General features: G+C 72.5%; 15 protein-coding genes. 12 read left to right on the top strand and 3 right to left on the bottom strand.

The features are described from left to right. Positions 1-14 precede the first annotated feature (14 nt). On the top strand, positions 15-2,078 hold the full coding sequence (locus ACVWW9_RS01245; RefSeq protein WP_456514070.1) for a primary-amine oxidase: 2,064 nt from the start codon (positions 15-17) through the stop codon (positions 2,076-2,078). Positions 2,079-2,130: 52 nt separating this feature from the next. Here the strand turns inward: ACVWW9_RS01245 and ACVWW9_RS01250 are convergent, their stop codons facing one another. Both ACVWW9_RS01250 and ACVWW9_RS01255 read right to left on the bottom strand, forming a co-directional pair. After that, positions 2,131-3,534: an aldehyde dehydrogenase family protein gene (locus ACVWW9_RS01250; protein WP_456515392.1), complete on the bottom strand. Its 1,404-nt coding sequence runs from the start codon at positions 3,532-3,534 to the stop codon at positions 2,131-2,133. A 149-nt stretch (positions 3,535-3,683) separates the two neighbouring features. Then, positions 3,684-6,662 (bottom strand): cytochrome P450, encoded by a 2,979-nt coding sequence (locus ACVWW9_RS01255; RefSeq protein ID WP_456514071.1) that lies wholly within the window; start codon positions 6,660-6,662, stop codon positions 3,684-3,686. 111 nt (positions 6,663-6,773) lie between these two features. Between ACVWW9_RS01255 and ACVWW9_RS01260 the strand changes: the two genes are divergently transcribed. Next, positions 6,774-7,697, top strand: a complete 924-nt coding sequence (locus ACVWW9_RS01260; RefSeq protein ID WP_456514072.1) for a LysR family transcriptional regulator — start codon at positions 6,774-6,776, stop codon at positions 7,695-7,697. Then, positions 7,694-8,095: an HtaA domain-containing protein gene (locus tag ACVWW9_RS01265; RefSeq protein WP_456514073.1), complete on the top strand. Its 402-nt coding sequence runs from the start codon at positions 7,694-7,696 to the stop codon at positions 8,093-8,095. Before ACVWW9_RS01260 ends, ACVWW9_RS01265 begins: the two co-directional genes overlap by 4 nt. A gap of 78 nt (positions 8,096-8,173) precedes the next feature. Here ACVWW9_RS01265 and ACVWW9_RS01270 read toward each other — a convergent pair whose 3' ends face one another. After that, positions 8,174-9,589: an MFS transporter gene (locus tag ACVWW9_RS01270; RefSeq protein WP_456514074.1), complete on the bottom strand. Its 1,416-nt coding sequence runs from the start codon at positions 9,587-9,589 to the stop codon at positions 8,174-8,176. Positions 9,590-9,772: 183 nt separating this feature from the next. Between ACVWW9_RS01270 and ACVWW9_RS01275 the strand changes: the two genes are divergently transcribed. The 9 genes from ACVWW9_RS01275 to ACVWW9_RS01315 all read left to right on the top strand — a co-directional run bounded on the left by ACVWW9_RS01275 (position 9,773) and on the right by ACVWW9_RS01315 (position 19,118). Beyond that, entirely contained in the window at positions 9,773-11,287 is a 1,515-nt protein-coding gene (locus ACVWW9_RS01275; protein ID WP_456514075.1) for a fumarylacetoacetate hydrolase family protein, read from the top strand. After that, positions 11,284-11,988, top strand: a complete 705-nt coding sequence (locus ACVWW9_RS01280; RefSeq protein WP_456514076.1) for a GntR family transcriptional regulator — start codon at positions 11,284-11,286, stop codon at positions 11,986-11,988. The genes ACVWW9_RS01275 and ACVWW9_RS01280 overlap by 4 nt, the downstream gene beginning before the upstream one ends. A gap of 58 nt (positions 11,989-12,046) precedes the next feature. After that, positions 12,047-13,540 carry a 5-carboxymethyl-2-hydroxymuconate semialdehyde dehydrogenase gene (gene hpaE / locus ACVWW9_RS01285; protein WP_456514077.1) on the top strand — a complete coding sequence of 498 codons (1,494 nt, stop codon included), beginning with the start codon at positions 12,047-12,049 and terminating at the stop codon, positions 13,538-13,540. 24 nt (positions 13,541-13,564) lie between these two features. Next, positions 13,565-14,674 (top strand): 3,4-dihydroxyphenylacetate 2,3-dioxygenase, encoded by a 1,110-nt coding sequence (gene hpaD / locus ACVWW9_RS01290; RefSeq protein ID WP_456514078.1) that lies wholly within the window; start codon positions 13,565-13,567, stop codon positions 14,672-14,674. Next, positions 14,671-15,498, top strand: coding sequence for a 2-keto-4-pentenoate hydratase (locus ACVWW9_RS01295; protein ID WP_456514079.1), 828 nt, complete (start codon positions 14,671-14,673; stop codon positions 15,496-15,498). Before hpaD ends, ACVWW9_RS01295 begins: the two co-directional genes overlap by 4 nt. Continuing rightward, complete coding sequence (locus ACVWW9_RS01300; protein WP_456514080.1) at positions 15,495-16,292, top strand: HpcH/HpaI aldolase family protein; 798 nt, start codon at positions 15,495-15,497, stop codon at positions 16,290-16,292. The genes ACVWW9_RS01295 and ACVWW9_RS01300 overlap by 4 nt, the downstream gene beginning before the upstream one ends. A 119-nt stretch (positions 16,293-16,411) precedes the next feature. Continuing rightward, the gene (locus tag ACVWW9_RS01305) at positions 16,412-17,239 is read left to right on the top strand and encodes an alpha/beta fold hydrolase (RefSeq protein ID WP_456514081.1); all 828 of its coding nucleotides are present in this window, start codon (positions 16,412-16,414) and stop codon (positions 17,237-17,239) included. Further along, on the top strand, positions 17,232-17,771 hold the full coding sequence (locus tag ACVWW9_RS01310; protein WP_456514082.1) for a TetR/AcrR family transcriptional regulator: 540 nt from the start codon (positions 17,232-17,234) through the stop codon (positions 17,769-17,771). Before ACVWW9_RS01305 ends, ACVWW9_RS01310 begins: the two co-directional genes overlap by 8 nt. 78 nt (positions 17,772-17,849) lie before the next feature. Further along, entirely contained in the window at positions 17,850-19,118 is a 1,269-nt protein-coding gene (locus tag ACVWW9_RS01315) for a YihY/virulence factor BrkB family protein (RefSeq protein WP_456514083.1), read from the top strand. The last annotated feature ends 36 nt before the right edge of the window (positions 19,119-19,154 follow it).

The following is a 19,154-nucleotide window of genomic DNA, read 5'->3' on the forward strand; positions in this document are numbered from 1 at the left end:
GACGAGGAGGTCCCATGCCCGACGCCACCCACACCCACGGCGCCCGCGACTCGCACGTGCTCGAGGCGACGCATCCGCTCGACGGCCTGACGCCGAGCGAGATCGACCGCGTGCGCGCCGCGCTCGAGGCCGCGGGCGAGCTGCTGCCTGACACGCGCTTCCCGCTGCAGGTGCTGCTCGACCCGCCGAAGGCGACGGTCGCCGCCTGGCGCCCCGGCGTGCCGCTCGGCCGTCGCGTGCTCTCGACGCTGCTCGACACCGCATCCGGCCGCGTGCGGGAGGCGGTGGTCGCGCTCGACGACGACCGCGTCGAGTCGGTCGAGGTGCTGCCGACCGCCGAGCACCCCTACGGCCAGCCGCCCTACCTGTTCGAGGAGTACGAGCTCGTCGACGCGGTCGTCAAGGCGGATGCCGGCTGGCGGCAGGCGATGGAGGCGCGCGGGCTGCACGACCTGGATCGCGCGCTCGTCGTGCCGCTCGCGCCCGGCCAGTTCGGCGAGGTCGACGAGGTCGGCAAGCGCATGATGCGCTCGCTCACCTTCATGCCGCCGAACGAGGGCGACAACCCGTGGTCGTTCCCGGTCGAGGGCCTCGTGCTCATGGTCGACGTGACGGGTCAGCGGGTCGTGAAGCTCGTCGACGAGCGCCAGGTGCCGCTGCCGGTGCTCGACGCGAACTACGACGACGCGTCGGTCGGCGAACGGCGCACATCGCTCAAGCCGCTCGAGATCACGATGCCGGAGGGCCCGAGCTTCTCGGTCGACGGGTCGGAGGTGATCTGGGAGCAGTGGCGGTTCCGGGTCGGCTTCTCGATGCGCGAGGGCCTCGTGCTCCACCAGCTGGGCTGGCAGGACGGCGACGAGCTGCGCCCGGTGCTGCACCGCGCGAGCGTGCCGGAGATGGTGGTGCCCTACGGCGACACGACCGAGACGCGGCGCTGGATCAGCTACTTCGACGCCGGCGAGTACAACCTCGGCAAGAACGCGAACGCGCTGTCGCTCGGCTGCGACTGCCTCGGCGCCATCCACTACTTCGACGCGCACCTCGCCGCCGACACCGGCGAGGCGATCACCATCCCCCGCGCCGTCTGCATGCACGAGGAGGACGCCGGCATCCTGTGGAAGCACCGCGAGCTCGACGGCGAGACCGTGCACGGGCGTCGCTCGCGCCGGCTCGTCATCTCGTACTTCGCGACCGTCGGCAACTACGACTACGGCTTCTTCTGGTACCTCTACCTCGACGGGTCGATCCAGTTCGAGGCGAAGGCGACCGGCATCGTCTTCTGCGGCGCCGACCTGCCCGGCCTCGACCTGCCGCACGCGACCGAGATCGCGCCGGCGCTCTACGCGCCGATCCACCAGCACATCTTCTGCGCGCGGCTCGACTTCGACGTCGACGGCACCGACAACTACGTCGACCAGGTCGACCTCGTGCGGATCCCGATGGGCGACGCGAACCCGTGGGGCAACGCCTTCGGGCACCGGCGCGATCGCGTCCGCGAGGCGTCGGGCGTCTCGGGCGACGGGTCGCTCGGCCGCACGTGGCACATCGGGTCGTCGAGCCGCACGAACGCCGTCGGCCGGCCCACCGAGTACCAGCTCATCCCCGAGGCGCGGGCGACGCTCATGGCGGACCCGGGCTCGACGGTGGCGGCCCGCGCGACCTTCGCGACGAAGCACCTCTGGGTGACGTCGCAGCAGGACGACGACCTCTATCCCGCCGGTCGCTACCCGAACCAGCACGCGGGCGGCGCGGGACTCCCGGCGTCGGTCGCGGCCGGCGGCGACGTCGACGGCGCCGACCTCGTCGTCTGGCACGCGTTCGGGCTCACGCACATCCCCCGGCCCGAGGACTGGCCCATCATGCCGGTCGACCTCACGGGCTTCTGGGTGAAGCCCTACGGGTTCCTCGACCGCAACCCGGCGCTCGACGTGCCGGATGCGATGGACGAGTGCGCGCACGAGCACGGCGGTCACGAGCACGGCCACGAGGCCAGCCACGAGGGCGGCGGCGACGAGCGCGGCGGCCACGAGGGGCACCACGGCCACGACGGCGAGGAGCACGTCGCCATCCGCTGACCCCACGACGAAGGGACCCCCGCACCGCGGGGGCCCTTCGCCGTGCTGCCCGTCAGCCGTGGATGACCTGCGGCACGCCCATCGCCTTGAGGCCCTCGACGCCGAACTCGAGGCCGTAGCCGGAGCCCTTCACGCCGCCGAACGGCGCCATGGGGTGGATGGTGCCGTGCGAGTTGATCCAGACGGAGCCCGCCTGGATGCGCGCCGCGACCTCGCGGGCGCGCTCGGGGTCGGACGACCACACGCTCGCGCCGAGCCCGGCGTCGCCGCGGTTCGCGCGCTCGATCGCGTCGTCGACGTCGGCGTACTTGAGGATCGGCAGCGCCGGTCCGAACTGCTCCTCGCGCACCAGGTCGGCGTCGTCGTCGAGGCCGTCGATGAGCGTCGCGGGGTAGAACCAGCCGGCCGCATCCCGGTCGGGGTCGCCGCCGAGCACGACCCGGCCGCCGCGCGCCTTCGCGTCCTCGACGAGCCGGTCGACGACGCCGAACTGCTGCTCGGTCGTGAGCGGACCGAGCACGTTCTGCTCGTCGGTGCCCGGACCCATGGGCATCGCGCCGGCGATGGCCGCGAGCTCCCGCACGACGTCGTCGTAGACGTCCTCGTGCACGTAGAGGCGCTTGAGCGCCGCGCACGTCTGGCCGGTGTTGATGAAGGCGCCCCAGAAGAGCCCCTCGGCGATCGCCTTCGGGTCGACGTCGGGCAGCACGATGCCGGGGTCGTTGCCGCCCAGCTCGAGCGTGAGCCGCGTCAGGTTGTCGGCGGATGCGCGCATGATCGCCTGCCCCGTGCGCGCCGAGCCGGTGAACGTGACCTTGCCGAACGCGGGGTGGCTGCCGATCGCCTCGCCCAGCTCGCGGTCGCCCGCGAGCACGGTGAAGAGGCCCTCGGGCAGGTGGCGGTTCACGAGGTGCGCGGTGGCGAGCACGCTGAGCGGCGTGTACTCGCTCGGCTTCATGACGACGCCGTTGCCCATCCGCAGCGCCGGCGCGAACTGCCAGGTGGCGATCATCGCGGGCCAGTTCCACGGGCCGATCGCGCCGACGAGGCCGATCGGGCGGTAGTAGACGGTGGCCTTGGCCTGCCCGTCGTCGACGACGACCTCCGGCTCGAGCGGCGTGGCGATCGTGGCGCGCAGCCAGCCGACGACCGCGCCCACCTCGAAGCGCGCGCCGGGGCCGCTCAGCGGCTTGCCCTGCTCGCGGGCGATGAGCTGCGCGAGCGCCTCGGCGCTCGCCTCGACCTCGTCGGCCGCGGCGGAGAGCGCGGCGCGGCGCTCCTCGTCGGTGCGGGCGGCCCACTCGCGCTGCGCTGCGCGCGCGGCCTGGATGGCCTGCTCGAGGTCGTCGAGCGTCGCGCGCGGGGCGTGCGCGAACGCCTGCCCCGTCGCCGGGTCGATCACCGGCGTGCCGTGCTCCACGCTGACCGCTGCCAGCAGGCTCTCGTACGTCTCCACGGTCCCTCGTCCTTCCATGACGTCCGGCATGGGGCTCCCCTCCGCCGCGCTCCGTCGCACGGCTGCCGCCATGCTCACAGAGCCGCGCGGCCGCCGGTTATCGCGTCACGGTGCTCGGGTTGCCGATCCGTGCACGGCCATCGCAGTACCTAGACCCCGACCGCCGCGCCAGCGACCGAGAGCACGCCGTCGGCCCAGTCGCGCGCCGCCTCGGTGGCCAACACCGGCCCGCCAGCGTCGTGCCGGCCGTACTCGCCGACGCGCTGCGCGCCCCGCGCCGCGAGCGCCTCGTCGACGAGCTCGCTGCCGCGCGAGTAGGTCTTCGTGTAGCTGCGATCGCCCATGCCGAAGACGCCGTAGCGCAAGGCTCCGAGATCGGGCCGCTGCTCCTGGAGCGCACGCAGGAAGGCGCGCGCCGCGGTCGGGACCTCGCCGTCGCCGTACGTCGAGCACACCACGAGGTGCAGGCGCGACGCATCGAGCCCGGACGGGTCGGTCTCGGCGAGGTCGAGCACCTCGACCGACGCGCGATCCGCGAGCGCGCGGCGCAGCTCGTCGGCGACGAGCTCCGCACCGCCCGACTCCGTGCCGAAGAGCACGGTGACGGGCAGCCCGCCGCCGGATCCCACGGCGTCCTCGGCGACCTCGGGCAGCGGGATGCCCGCGTCGGCGGCGGCCGCGAGCATCCGGTCGACGGCCTTGAGCTTGACGCGCTCCCGCCCGGGGGCCGCGCCGAGCCGCTCGAGCACATCGATGCGGCGCCAGCCGTCGAAGCCGACCTCGCCCGTGGTCGCGGCGAGCCCCGGCGCACCGAGCGCGACGGCGCCCGAGTCGATGTCGTCGGCGATCGCGCGCGCGAGCTCGCGCGCATCCGTCCGCTGGTCGGGGATCGTGCCGCGCGGTCCGCGCCGCAGCCATCCCGCCGTGTAGAGGCCCGGTTCGACGCGCCCGTCCGGATGCGCCCCCGGCACGCTCGGCGAGTCGGCGTCCGCCTCGAACCCGACGGCCGTCACCACCGCGTCCGCCGCGAGCGCGACCTCGCCCTCCGCACCCGCGAAGACCGCGCGCTCGACGCGGCCGTCGCCCTCGATCCGGGACGGCGCGAGGCCGAACCACCAGTGGACCTCGACGCGCGCGGACTCCGCCGACGCTGCCGAGAGGGCGCGCACCGCATCCGCACGCGCATCCTTGCCCTCCGCGAGCGCCTCGAGCGCCGCGCCGTGCACGTGGTGCGCGACACCGGGCAGACCCGCGAGCTCGCGCACCATGACCGGGTCGAACTTCGCCGCGGTCGGGCCGCTGCGCCCGACGACGTGGATCGTCCGCACGCCCGCCGCGAGCCGCGCGTGCGCCTCGTCGTCGACGTCGGTGCCCTCGAGCCCGTCGGCGTCGCGAGCGAGCAGCCGCACCAGGTCCATCGCGACGTTGCCGTGCCCCACGACCACGACCCGCTCGCCGAGCGACGGCGCGTCCCCCTCGTCGGGATGCGCGTTGAGCAGCCGGGTGATGCGGCCCGCGCCGTGCACGCCGTCGAGCGCGGCGCCCGGGATGCCGAGCCCACGATCGGCGTGCATGCCGGTCGCGAGCACGACGGCGTCGTACGCGCCGCGCAGCGCGTCGAGCGAGACGTCGGTGCCGAGCCGCAGGTTGCCGCGGAACCGCACGCCCTCGCGCAGGAACAGGCGGTCGAACTGCGCCGTCACCGACTTCGTGCCGGCGTGGTCGGCGGCGACGCCCGAGCGCACGAGCCCGTACGGCACGGGGAGCGCGTCGAGCACGTCGAGCTCGGCGCTGGGGAACCGGCGCCGCAGCGCCTGCGCCGTGAAGCAGCCGGCGGGGCCGGAGCCGACCACGGCGATGCGCGGTGCGACGGCCTGGCCTGTCCCCTCCGACTCCGACGCGCCGGGGGATGCCGCCGTGCGGGGTGCGACCGAGGCCCAGCGCACCGGCAGCCGCAGCATGCCGCGGAAGACCCATCCGCCGATCTCGGCCGGCTGCTCGGGCACGAGCTCCAGCCCCCGCAGCCGCTCGAACAGCATCGGCAGCGCGACGTCGGCGACCTCCGAGCGCGCGACCCACGCGCCGAGGCAGACGTGCACGCCCTTGCTGAACGCGAGGTGCGGCTTGACCTCCCGACGGATGTCGAACGCGGCTGCGTCGTCCCAGACGCGCTCGTCGCGGTTCGCGGACAGGATGCAGATGCCCAGTCGGGCGCCCGCCGGCAGGCGCACACCGGTCAGCTCCACGTCGCGCGTCGTCTGCCGGGAGTAGAGGCCGATGGGCGCGATCCAGCGCAGTGTCTCGTCGAACGCCGCGTGCCAGAGGCTCGGGTCCGCCTCGACCGCGCGACGCTGCTCGGGATGCGCGAGCAGCCCCCACGCCGCGACGCCCAGCACGTCGCGAGGCTCGTTCAGCCCGCCGCCGATCGTCATCTTCACATTGGCGCGGATGCGCTCCATCGGCATCTCGTAGTCCGGGATGCGCAGCAACTGCGACAGCAGCGACTCGTTGGGGTGGGCCGCGTGCCACGGCAGCATCTCGTCGAGCACCGCGTCGACCTCGTCGAACGAGCGCTTGCCCTTCGCCCAGACCTCGGGGTCGTCGGCGTAGTTGCCGGTCGCGTCGATCAGCGTCTGCGACCAGCGCTGCAGATCCTGCTGGCTGGCGCTGTCGAGGCCGATGATCTGCCGCAGGCTCTCGGCGGCGAAGGGCGCGGCGAAGTCCCAGATGAGGTCGGCATCGCCACCCCGCTGCACCTTCGCGACCATCTCGTCGAGGTACTGCTCGGCAGTGCGCTCGAACACCTGCTGCCAGTGGCGCTTCACGACGCCGGGGCGCAGGGTCGGCTGCCATGCCTTGCGCTCGAGGTAGTGCTCGGGGTCGTCGCGCCGCAGCATCGAGTGCCCCATGGCGCGGATCTGCAGCGAGCCCCGCTCGTTCGCCGAGAAGACGGTCTGGTCGAGCTCCGTCTCGTGCACTGCCGCGTACGAGGTGATCAGGTAGCGACCGACGGCCGGCACCCAGTGCACACCGCCCTCGGCGCGTAGGCGCTCGTAGATGGGGAACGGATCGCGGTACAGGTCCGGGATGGTCACCCAATCGGCGACGGGAGCTTCCTTGCTCGGCATGGCACGTCCTCGTGGTCGGAGCAGCCACATCGGTGCTCGTCTCGAGTCTGCCCGCGCGTCTACTGTTGGAAAAGCGGATTGATCGTCCGTTCAACTTCGGATGGACCGAACATGCACGCCTTCGACTCGCCGCCCTTCACGCTGCGGCAGCTGTCGTTCCTCGTCGCCGCGGCCGACGAGGGCACCGTCGCCGGCGCCGCCGCACGGGTGCACGCCTCGCCGTCCGCGGTCTCGGAGGCGCTCACCGAGCTGGAGCGCTCGCTCGGCGCGCGCCTCATGGTGCGGCGCCGCGCGCGTGGGCTCACGCTGACGAGCACCGGCGTGGAGGTCGTGGCCCGGGCGCGCGAGCTGCTCACCTCGGCGCGCGAGCTCGAGAGCTCGCTGCACGGCGCGGCGGGCGAGCTCGTCGGGCCGATCACCATCGGCTGCTACCCCACGCTCGCGCCGACGGTGCTGCCGCCGATCCTGCAGGGCTTCGGCAGCGCGCATCCGCGCGTCGAGCTCGAGATCGTCGAGGCGACGCACGACCGGCTGCAGGGCAGGCTCGAGTCGGGGCAGGTGGACGTCGCGTTCGTCTACGACACGCTCGTGCCCGGGCAGCCCAGCCGGGCACGGCTGTTCGAGCTGCCCGCCCACGCCGTGCTCGCGGCCGACGACCCGCTCGCCGCCGGCGAGACCGTGCGGCTCGAGCAGCTGGTCGAGCGCGACCTCATCCTGCTCGACGCCCCGCCCTCGAGCGAGCACACCATGTCGCTCTTCGCCGCCCAGGGGCTCGTGCCGCGCGTGCGCCACCGCGTGCAGAGCTACGAGGCGGTGCGGGCGCTCGTGGGACGGGGTCTCGGCTACGGCATCCTCGTGCAGCGGCCCGCGAACCGCGCGAGCTACGAGGGCTACCCTGTCGCCATGCTCGAGATCACCCCGGCGGTGCCGCCCGTCGGGATCGACGTCATCTGGCCGACCGCACCGGCGCCGACCGAGCGCGTGCAGGAGCTCATCCGCTTCGCCCGCTCGCTGCCCTGGCCGCAGCCGCGATGACGGCGCTGGACTGGGGCATCAAGGCCTCGCTGCTCGCGTACGTGCGCAGGATGGCCGACGGCTCGGTCGAGGCCACCGACGGCGCCACGACGACGGACGCGGGCATCCGCTTCGAGGGCGTCGGCGGGCTCGCGTTCCGCGGCGCGGTCGCGCTCACCGGGCACGGCGGGATGCTGCGGGTGACGATCGCCGACCCCGCCATCGTCGAGGCCGACGACGGCTGGCTGCTCGAGATCGCCGATCCCGACGACCCGTCGAGCCGGCTCGCCTTCGCCACGATCGCCGCGTTCGACGGCCGGCGCGCGAGTGGCACCGCGCTGACGCAGGACGGCGCGGACCTGTTCTTCGGGCCCTACGCGCTCGGGACGGCGATCGACGACCCGGTCATCACCGACTGACCGGCCGCTCCGCAGCCCTCGAGCCGCCCAGGCACGCGAACGGGGGCCCCGCCGCAGCGGGACCCCCATCGGATGCGCCTACTTGGCGGCGTGCGCCGCGCGGTCGACGTCGGAGAGCTCGACGTACTCGTCGCCCTTCTGCCACGACTCCCAGCGGCCCGAGCGCTCGAACTCGATCGAGAGCGGGATGCCGGTGCGGTCCTTCATCAGCAGCGTGCCGATGAGCGAGATCACAACGGTCACGAGCAGGTAGCCGACGATCGACCACGTCGAGCCGGTCGCCTGCAGGAGGGCCTGGGCGATCGTCGGCGCGAACGCGCCGCCGATGATCGCGCCGATCGCGTAGGCGATCGAGACGCCCGAGTAGCGCACGCCGGCCGGGAAGGACTCGGCGTACCAGGCGGCCTGCGCGCCGTAGGTGAGGCCGAGGCCCGCGCCGAGCAGGATGGTGCCGAGCGCGACGCCCCACACGCCCTGCTCCACGAGGACGAACAGCGGCACGATCGTCACGGCGAGCACGATCCAGCCCATGATGTAGAGGCGCTTGCGGCCGATGCGGTCGGAGAGCGCACCCGCGACGAACGTGAACACGAGCCACGACAGCGAGCCGGCGAAGGTCGCGAGCTGCACGCCCACCGGGTCGAAGCCGAGCCCGGGCGGGGTGCCGTCGACGGGGCGGGAGGCGAGGCCCTGCACGTAGCCACCGGTCGTCATGTAGCCGGTCGCGTTGTTGGCCATGAAGACCATCGCGGCGAAGAGCACGATGAGGCCGTACTTGCGGAAGACCTGGACGATCGGCGCCGACTCCTGCTGGGCCGTCTGCTTGATCTCCTGGAAGACCGGCGACTCGTCGACCGAGCGGCGCACGACGTAGCCGACCACGACGAGCAGGATCGAGACGAAGAACGGGATGCGCCAGCCGACCTCGAGGAACGCGTCGCCCGGGAAGGCGGCGCGGATGCCCGCGAGGATGCTCGTCGCGAGCAGCATGCCGAGCGGCACGCCCGCCTGGACGAACGAGCCGTAGAGGCCGCGACGACCCTGGGGCGCGTGCTCGATGGCCATCAGCACGGCGCCGCCCCACTCACCACCGGCGGAGATGCCCTGCAGGATGCGGAGCAGGATGAGCAGCACCGGTGCGAGGAAGCCGGCCTGCTCGAACGTCGGCAGCGCGCCGACGAGCGTGGTCGCGATGCCCATGAGGAGCAGCGTGAGCACGAGCATCGGGCGGCGGCCGATCTTGTCGCCGAAGTGGCCGGCGAGGAACGCGCCGAGCGGGCGGAACAGGAACGAGATGCCGATGGTGATGAGCGACAGGATCTGCATCATGCCCTCGCCGGCGGGCTGGAAGAACAGCTGCGCGAAGACGAGGTTCGCCATGAAGGCGTAGATGAAGAAGTCGTACCACTCGATGGTGGTGCCGACGACGACGGCCGCGAGGACCTTGTTGCGCTCCTTGGTGGAGGTGATGCCGTGAGTCGTGCTGTGAGACACGCTGACTCCTTTGTCAGTGAGGTGGCCAGGAGGGGTCCAGCCGGGATCTGTGGCGAACATATACGATTTCGTGCACGACAGCAAGGCCCGCTTGGAGCGCCAGACTGCGGCCCTCGCAGGGCCACCATCGACTCCTCCAATGGAGCCTTGCACGGCCGATACGGAATCGTATACGATGCCCGCATGGATGCATCGTCGCACCGCCCAGCGGGCGCTCCCCCTGCCGCCGAGGCCGCCTGGGCGCTGCTCGGCGCGAGGCCCGGCAAGGTCTTCGCGATGCACATCGGCTACGCCGCCCGCGCCGCGCAGAAGGGCCGCACGCCCGAGGCGCCGGGCTTCTTCCTGAAGCCCGCGACGTCGCTCTCCACCGGCGGCGAGGCCGAGGTGCCGGCCGGCACCGCGATCTTCGGCTTCGAGGGCGAGATCGCCATCGTCATCGGCCGGCACGCGCGCCGCGTCGACGAAGCGGATGCCTGGGCCCACGTCGCCGCCGTCACCGCGGCCAACGACCTCGGCGTCTTCGACCTCCGCTGGGTCGACAAGGGCGCGAACCTGCGCTCGAAGGGCGGCGACGGCATGACGCCGATCGGCCCCGTGCTGCTGCCCGCCGAGCGGCTCGATCCGGCGGCCATCGAGGTGCGCACCTGGCTCGACGGCGAGCTCGTCCAGGCCGACTCCACCTCGACGCTGATCTTCTCGCTGCCGCAGGTCGTCAGCGACCTCTCGCAGCTCATCACCCTCGAGCCGGGCGACGTCATCCTCACCGGCACGCCCGCCGACGCCTCGACGTTCTTCCCCGGCCAGCGCGTCGAGGTCGAGGTCACCGCGACCGCGCTCGACGGCGAGCAGCTCGCGACCGGCAGGCTCGTGACCACCCTGCGGGTCGGCGAGCAGCAGCTGCCGCCGTACTCCGCGCAGCCGAAGCCGACCCCCGAGCAGTGGGCCGACGCATCCGGGCGCCCGATCGCCGAGTTCCAGGCGCCCGCCGCACCCGTGCTCGACGACGAGCTGCGCGCGCGGCTCTCGCAGGTCGCCCTCGCGACCCTCTCGTCGGGGCTGCGGAAGCGCGGCCTCAACAACGTCTCGATCGACGGGCTGCGCACGACGCAGCCGGGCAAGCGCCTCGTCGGCACCGCCCGCACGCTGCGCTACGTGCCGAACCGCGAGGACCTCTTCAAGACCCACGGCGGCGGCTACAACGCGCAGAAGCGGCTCTTCGACTCGCTGCAGCCCGGCGAGGTCGTCGTGATCGAGGCGCGCGGCGACAACCGCTCCGGCACCCTCGGCGACATCCTGGCCCTCCGCGCCCGGCACCTCGGCGCAGCGGGCCTCATCACCGACGGCGGTGTGCGCGACCTCGACGTCGTGACCGAGATCGGCGTGCCGACCTACCACGCGGGCGGCCACCCCGCCGTGCTCGGCCGCCTGCACGTGCCGTGGTCCTTCGACGAGACGATCGCCTGCGGCGGCGCCACCGTGCAGCCCGGCGACATCATCGTCGGCGACGGCGACGGCGTGCTCGTGATCCCGCCGGGCATCGCGCGCGAGCTCGTCGACGAGGCGATCCAGCAGGAGCGCGAGGAGGAGTTCATCGCGGCCCAGGTCGACGCCGGCCACCCGGTCGACGGCCTCTTCCCGATGAACGCCGAGTGGCGCGCGAGGTACGAGGCGTCGATCGCCGACGCGGGGGACGCGTGAGCGGCCGGCGCGCGAAGACCGCGGCGATCGCCGGGGACGGCGGCGCCATCGCGCCCTCGAAGTCGCAGCGCGCCTATGACCTGCTCCACGATCGCATCGTCGACGGCACCTACTCCCCCGGCTACCGGCTCGTGCTCGACGCGATCGGCCGCGAGCTCGACATGAGCGTCGTGCCCGTGCGCGAGGCGATCCGCCGGCTCGAGGCCGAGGGCATGATCACGTTCGAGCGCAACATCGGCGCGCGCGTGGCCGAGATCGACGAGCTCGAGTACCACGACACGATGGAGACGCTCTCGTTCGTCGAGGGCGCGGCCGTGATGCTCGCCGCGGGCCTGTACTCGAAGTCGGACGTCGACGAGGCGCGGGCGATCAACGCGCAGATGCGCGAGAGCCTCGCCGCCTTCGACCCCGTGCAGTTCACCGCGCTCAACGAGGCGTTCCACCGGCGGCTGACGGATGTCTGCCACAACGAGGTGCTCGGCGACGTCATCGACAACGGCTGGAAGCGGCTCGCCCGGCTGCGCCAGTCGACGTTCTCGTTCGTGCCCAGCCGCGCGATCTCATCCGTCGACGAGCACGACGCGATCCTCGCCCTCATCGAGGAGGGCGCCGACCCGCGCTCCATCGAGCTCGCCGTGCGCGCGCACCGGCTCGCGACGCCCGACGCCTTCCTGCACCGCAAGCGCCCCGCCGCTCCCTGACCTCCCCATCCCCTCGCCGCCCATCGGCGCGCCCCGAACCGACAGAAACGGAGCCATCATGGCCACCCAGCCCGCAGGCATCCCCGACCTGATCCCCCACTACATCGACGGCGAGCGCGTCGGCTCGGTCGACGGCGACACGTTCGGCGTGCTCAACCCCGTCACGAACGAGGACTACACCGTCGCCGCGTCGGGCAAGCAGGCAGACATCGACCTGGCCGTCGCCGCCGCGACGCGCGCGTTCCACGAGGGCCCGTGGCCGCGCATGAAGAACCGCGAGCGCGCCCGCATCCTCAGCCGCATCGCCGACATCGTCGAGTCGCGCGACCAGGAGCTCGCGCAGCTCGAGTCGTGGGACTCCGGCCTCCCGATCACCCAGGCGCGCGGCCAGGCGCAGCGCGCGGCCGAGAACTTCCGCTTCTTCGCCGACCTCATCGTGGCCGGCCGCGACGACACCTACAAGGTGCCCGGCACCCAGGTGAACTACGTCAACCGCAAGCCCAAGGGCGTCGCCGGCCTCATCACGCCCTGGAACACGCCGTTCATGCTCGAGTCGTGGAAGCTGGGCCCCGCGCTCGCCTCTGGCTGCACGGTCGTGCTCAAGCCCGCCGAGTTCACGCCGCTGTCGGCCTCGCTCTGGGCCGGCATCTTCGAGGAGGCCGAGCTGCCGCGCGGCGTCTTCAACCTCGTCAACGGCTTCGGCGAGACTGCCGGCGACGCGCTCGTGAAGCACCCCGACGTGCCGCTCATCTCGTTCACCGGCGAGAGCAGCACCGGCAAGCTCATCTTCGGCAACTCGGCGCCGCACCTCAAGGCGCTGTCGATGGAGCTCGGCGGCAAGAGCCCCGCCGTGGTCTTCGCCGACGCCGACCTCGACGCAGCGATCGACTCGACGCTCTTCGGCGTCTTCTCGCTCAACGGCGAGCGCTGCACCGCCGGCAGCCGCATCCTCGTCGAGCGCTCCGTCTACGAGGAGTTCCTCGAGCGCTACGCCGAGCGCGCCAGGAACATCGTGGTCGGCGACCCCGGCGACCCGAAGACCGAGGTGGGCGCGCTCGTGCACCCCGAGCACTTCGACAAGGTGATGTCGTACGTCGAGATCGGCAAGGGCGAGGGCCGCCTGCTCGCCGGCGGCGGCCGGCCCGATGGCTTCCCCGAGGGCAACTACGTCGCCCCCACGGTGTTCGCCGACGTCGCGCCGGATGCGCGGATCTTCCAGGAGGAGATCTTCGGCCCGGTCGTCGCGATCACGCCGTTCGACTCCGACGAGGAGGCGCTCGAGCTCGCGAACAACACGAAGTACGGGCTCGCCGCCTACATCTGGACGAACAACCTGAAGCGCGCGCACCTGTTCTCGCAGAACGTCGAGGCCGGCATGGTGTGGCTGAACAGCCACAACGTGCGCGACCTCCGCAGCCCGTTCGGCGGCGTGAAGGCCTCCGGCCTCGGCCACGAGGGCGGCTATCGCTCGCTCGACTTCTACAGCGACCAGCAGGCCGTGCACATCACGCTCGGCGACGTCCACACCACCCGCTTCGGCGCATCCGCCTGACCCGAACTGCGAAGGAGCAGCACCATGAACGCGACCCCCACGCCCGAGATCACGAAGCCCAGCGTCCCGGCGCCCGACATCATCCGCTGCGCGGCGATGGACCTCGTCGTCACCGACCTCGCCGCGAGCCGCGCCTTCTACGTCGACGTGCTGGGCCTGCACGTGACCGAGGAGGACGACGAGGCGATCTACCTGCGCTCGTTCGAGGAGTTCATCCACCACAACCTCGTGCTGCGGAAGGGCCCGGTCGCGGCCGTCGCCGCCTTCGCCTACCGCGTGCGCGCCCCCGAGGACGTCGACCGCGCCGAGGCCTACTACCGGGAGCTCGGCTGCCGCACCGAGCGTCGCGCCGGCGGCTTCCAGAAGGGCTTCGGCGACAGCGTGCGCGTCGAGGACCCGCTGGGCTTCCCCTACGAGTTCTTCTACGCGACCGAGCACGCCGAGCGCCTGCACCAGCGCTACGACCTGATCTCGGCGGGCGAGCTCGTGCGCCTCGACCACTTCAACCAGGTCACCCCCGACGTGCCGCGCGGCCGCAAGTACCTCGAGGACCTCGGCTTCCGCGTCACCGAGGACATCCAGGACGACCAGGGCGTCACCTACGCGGCGTGGATGCAGCGCAAGGGCACCGTGCACGACACGGCGCTCACCGGTGGCAACGGGCCGCGCATGCACCACATCGCGTTCTCGACGCACGAGAAGCACAACATCATCCAGATCTGCGACAAGCTCGGCGCGCTCCGGATGTCCGACCACATCGAGCGCGGACCGGGCCGCCACGGCGTCTCGAACGCGTTCTACCTCTACATCACCGATCCCGACGGGCACCGCATCGAGATCTACACGCAGGACTACTGGACCGGCGACCCGGACAACCCCGTCATCACGTGGGACGTGCACGACAACCAGCGTCGCGACTGGTGGGGCAACCCGGTCGTGCCGTCCTGGTACACCGAGGCGTCGCCGGTGCTCGACCTCGACGGCAACGTCGTCGAGGTCGTCGAGCGCACCGACTCCAGCGAGATGGAGGTGACGATCGGCGCCGACGGCTTCTCGTACACGCGCGTCGGCGACGACGACGGCACCTACCGGGGTGAGGCGTCGAAGGGCTTCAAGATCGGCACCCAGCTGTGACGGCGGGACCCGCGGCGACCCCGGGCGGCCCCGGCCGGGGCCTCGACGACGCGACGGTGGCGCGGATCGCCGACGAGCTCGCCGAGGCCACCCGCTCGCGCGGCACGATCGAGAGGATCTCGGCGCGGTTCCCCGAGGCGACGATCGAGGACTCCTACGCCGTCCAGCGCATCTGGCGCGCGCGTCGCGAGGAGGCCGGCGCGCGCCTCGTGGGCCGCAAGATCGGGCTCACGAGCAAGGCGATGCAGTTCGCGACCGGCATCACCGAGCCCGACTACGGCGTGATCTTCGCGGACCAGGCGTACCCCTCGGGCGCCACGGTCGAGCACGCGCAGTGGTCGAACGTGCGCGTCGAGGTCGAGCTCGCGTTCGTGCTCCGCTCGCCGCTCGAGGGGCAGGGGCTGACGGTCGAGCAGGTGCTCGACGCGACCGAGGTCGTCGTGCCGGCGCTCGAGATCCTCGACTCGCACATCGAGCTCGAGGGGCGCACGATCGTCGACACGATCAGCGACAACGCGGCGCTCGGCGCGATCGTCGTCGGCGACGTCGAGATCGGGCCACGCGACCGCAACCTGGCGTGGATCGGGGCGCACTGCCTCGTCAACGGCGAGATCATCGAGACGGGCGTCTCGGGCGGCGTGCTCGGCAATCCCGCGCACGGGGTCGCGTGGCTCGCGGGCAAGCTCGCGCAGCACGGCGACCGCCTCGAGGCGGGCGAGCTCATCCTCGCCGGGTCGTTCACGCGACCGGTGTGGGTGCAGCCCGGCGACGTCGTCACGACGCACTTCCAGGACATGGGCTCGATCGAGGTGACGTTCCGATGAGCACCTTCCGCGATGTGCTCGCCGCGGCCGACGCGCCGCTCGTGGGCCTGTGGAACGCATCCGGCAGTGCCGTCGCCGCCGAGATCATGGCCGGCTCCGGCGCCGACCTGCTGCTCGTCGACGGCGAGCACGGGCCGATCTCGATCAGCGAGATGCTGCCGATCCTGCAGGCCGCGGCCGCGTACCCCGTGACGACGATCGTGCGGGTGCCGTGGAACGACCCCGTGACGATCAAGCAGGTGCTCGACCTCGGCGCCGTCAACGTGCTCGTGCCGATGGTGTCGACCGCCGCGGATGCGGCGGCCGCCGTCCGCGCCGCCCGCTACCCGGGCGGCGACGGCGCGCGCGAGGGCGCGCGCGGCATCGGCTCGGCGCTCGCGCGCTCGTCGCGCTGGGGCCGCATCGCCGGCTACGTGCAGGACGCGGATGCGCACGTCTCCGTGACCGTGCAGATCGAGACCGCCGAGGGGGTCGCGAACGCGGCCGAGATCGCGGCGGTCGACGGCGTCGACGCCGTCTTCATCGGCCCCGCCGACCTCGCGGGCTCGATGGGCTTCCCGGGCCGACCGTCCGAGTCGGCGGTCGTCGCCGCCGTCGACGCGACGATCGAGGCCGTGCGCTCGACCGGCACCCCCGTGGGCGTGAACACGTTCGCCGAGGCCGACGCCGACCGCTGCCTCGAGCGCGGCGCGGCGTTCGTCTTCGTCGCGGCCGACGTGACGCTCATGGCGCGCGGCTCCGAGGCGGCGGTGGCGCGGCTCAAGCGCACCGACGCCGCAACCGACGCGTACTGACCCCCAGCGAGCGCGAGCTTCCCCGAACTCCGGGTTCTCAGGCCGAGAACCCGAAGTTCGGGGAAGTTCGGCGTTGCCGCGCCCTTGCGCTCGTTGGCTAATGGCATTAGCCTGAGCGCATGACCACCACCGCATCCGCCTCGCTCGACCTCGACGGCGTCGCGCTCGCCTACGACCTCGCCGTGCCCGCGGGCACCGCCGACGCCCCGCTCATCGTCCTCCTGCCCGGCATGGGCGACCTGCGCAGCGCCTACCGGCACCTCGTGCCCCTGCTCGTCGCGGAGGGCTTCCGCGTCGCGACGCTGGACCTGCCCGGCCACGGCGACTCGGGCATCTCGCCGACGCCCGTCGGGCAGGCGCAGATCGCGCGCGCCGCCGCCGCCCTCGTCGAGCGGCTCGGCGGCCCCGCGATCGTCGTCGGGCACTCCTTCACGCCGGACAGCGCGCTGCTCGCGACACAGCTGGCACCGGGGTCGATCGTCGGCGCGGTGGCGATCGCGCCCTGGGCCACGACCCCCCGGGTGTCGGCGCTCATGCGCGCGGTGACGTCGCTCGTGACCCACTCTCCCTTGCTCTGGTCGCTGTTCTACCGCTCGCTGCACAAGGCGCCGCCCGCCGACCTCGGCGCGCACCGCCGCCGCATCGTGGCCGCGCTTCGCCGCCCGCACGGCACCGACGCGCTCGTCGCCATGGGCACCGGCACCACGAAGGACGCGATCGACGCGCGCGGCAGCCAGACCGCACCGGTGGCGGTCGTGATGGGCAGCGCCGATCCCGACTTCTCGGACCCCGCAGCCGAGGCGCAGGTGTACGCCGACGCCACGCGCGGCGAGGTCACGATGATCGACGGCGCGGGGCACTACCCGCACGCCGAGCGGCCGGCGGAGACGGCGGCGGCCGTGCTGGCGCTCGCGCGCCGCATCGGGTGGCCGGTGGCACGTGCCTAGGGCGGGGCTCAGCCCCGCCGCCCTCGTCGACCTCGCGCTCGCCGAGCTCGATGCCACCGGTGGCGCGCCGCTCTCGCTCGGCGCGGTCGCCGCGCGCGCGGGCGTGAAGCCACCGTCGCTCTACAAGCACGTAGCGGGGCTGCCCGAGCTCGAGGCACTCGTCGGCGCGCGCATCACCGACGACCTGGGCGCCGCGATCGGCGAGGCCGTCGGCGAGTCGACCGGGGCGGATGCCGCACGGGCGTTCTTGCGCGCGTACCGCTCGTTCGCGGTGCGGTACCCGGCCCGCTACCGCGCACTGCCGGCCCGGCCGATCGCGCATCCAGCGCTCGAAGCGGCCGGCGCGCGCGTCATGGCGATCGCCGAGCGGGCGGTCGACCACCTCGGTGGCGATGACGCCGTGCACGCGCTGCGCGGCCTCCGCGCCGTCGCGCACGGCTTCGCCACCCTCGAGGCCGCGGGCGGCTTCGGCCTGCCCGCCGAGGTGGACGCATCCTTCGACCGGCTCGTCGACCGGGTCGTCGGCGACTGACGCGTTCCCGGGGTACACCGCGCAGGTGACTGGGGTACAGTTCTGCGCCATCACAGGAACCCGGCGAGAGGACACACCGTGTCGAGCAGAGACCCCATCGACGCCACGCTCGACGCAGCGGACGCGCCGGCACCCGACCACGACGAGAAGCCCGACGCCCCGCAGAAGCTCGAGGGCTCGAGCTGGAAGTACGCGCTCAAGCGCGCGCTGAAGGAGTTCGGCAGCGACGGCGGCACGGATCTCGCCGCGATGCTGACGTACTACATGGTGCTCTCGCTCGCGCCCGGTCTGCTCGCCGTCTTCTCGATCATCTCGCTCGTGCTGGCCAACAACGCGTCGACCGTGACCGGCATCCTCGACGAGGCCGTGCGGCAGGTGCCCGAGGACTTCCAGGATCTCGTCGTCAACCTCGTGGAGACGATGACGGACTCGGCGGCCGGCGGCGTCATCGCCCTCATCATCGGCATCGCGACCGCTGTGTGGTCGGCATCCGCCTACGTCAAGTCGTTCTCGCGCTGCATGAACATCATCTACGGCATCGAGGAGGGCCGCGGCTTCATCAAGCAGACCGCGACGATGCTGCTCATCACGGTCGCGCTGCTCGTGGGCGTCGTCGTCATCCTCGTGTCGCTCGCCATCAACGACGCGCTCGTGACCGGTGTGCTCGGGCCGATCGCCGAGCCGCTCGGCCTCGGCGGCTTCCTCGCCTTCATGACGCAGACCTTCCTGCCGATCTGGGCGTGGGTGAAGTGGCCCGTGATCCTCGCACTCGTCATCGCGATGATCGCGCTGCTCTACTACCTGGCGCCGAACCTGCAGCAGCCCAAGTTCACGTGGGTCAGCATCGGCTCGATCGTCGCCATCATCGGCATCGCGATCGCCTCCGTTGCCCTGGGGCTCTACTTCACGTTCGGCTCGGGCTACAGCTCGTACGGCGCGATCGGCACCGTGATGGCGCTGCTGTTCGCGCTCTGGATCTTCAACATCGTGCTGCTGCTCGGCGCAGAGGTCGACGCCGAGGTCGAGCGCGCTCGAGAGCTGCAGGCGGGCATCGAGGCCGAGTCGGCGATCCAGCTGCCGCCGCGCGGCACGAAGAAGGTCGAGAAGCAGGCGGAGGCGCGCGACAAGCTCGAGGCCGAGGGCCGCGAGATCCGCGAGCAGCACGAGGACGGCACGGGCGAGCTCGGCAACGACTCCGGCGACGACTCGCGCGACGACCGCGGCGCACGCCAGGGGCAGCGGTCGGACGAGCGTCCGCGCACGAGGGCTGCGGCTCGCGAGCCGGAGCGCCGCCGTTCGTCGTCCCGCCGGTTCCTCGGCATCTTCCCGCGCCGCGACCGCGACTGACTCAGGCTCCCACCGCCGCACGGACCCGGTTCCGGC

This window comes from Agrococcus sp. UYP33, assembly GCF_054060915.1.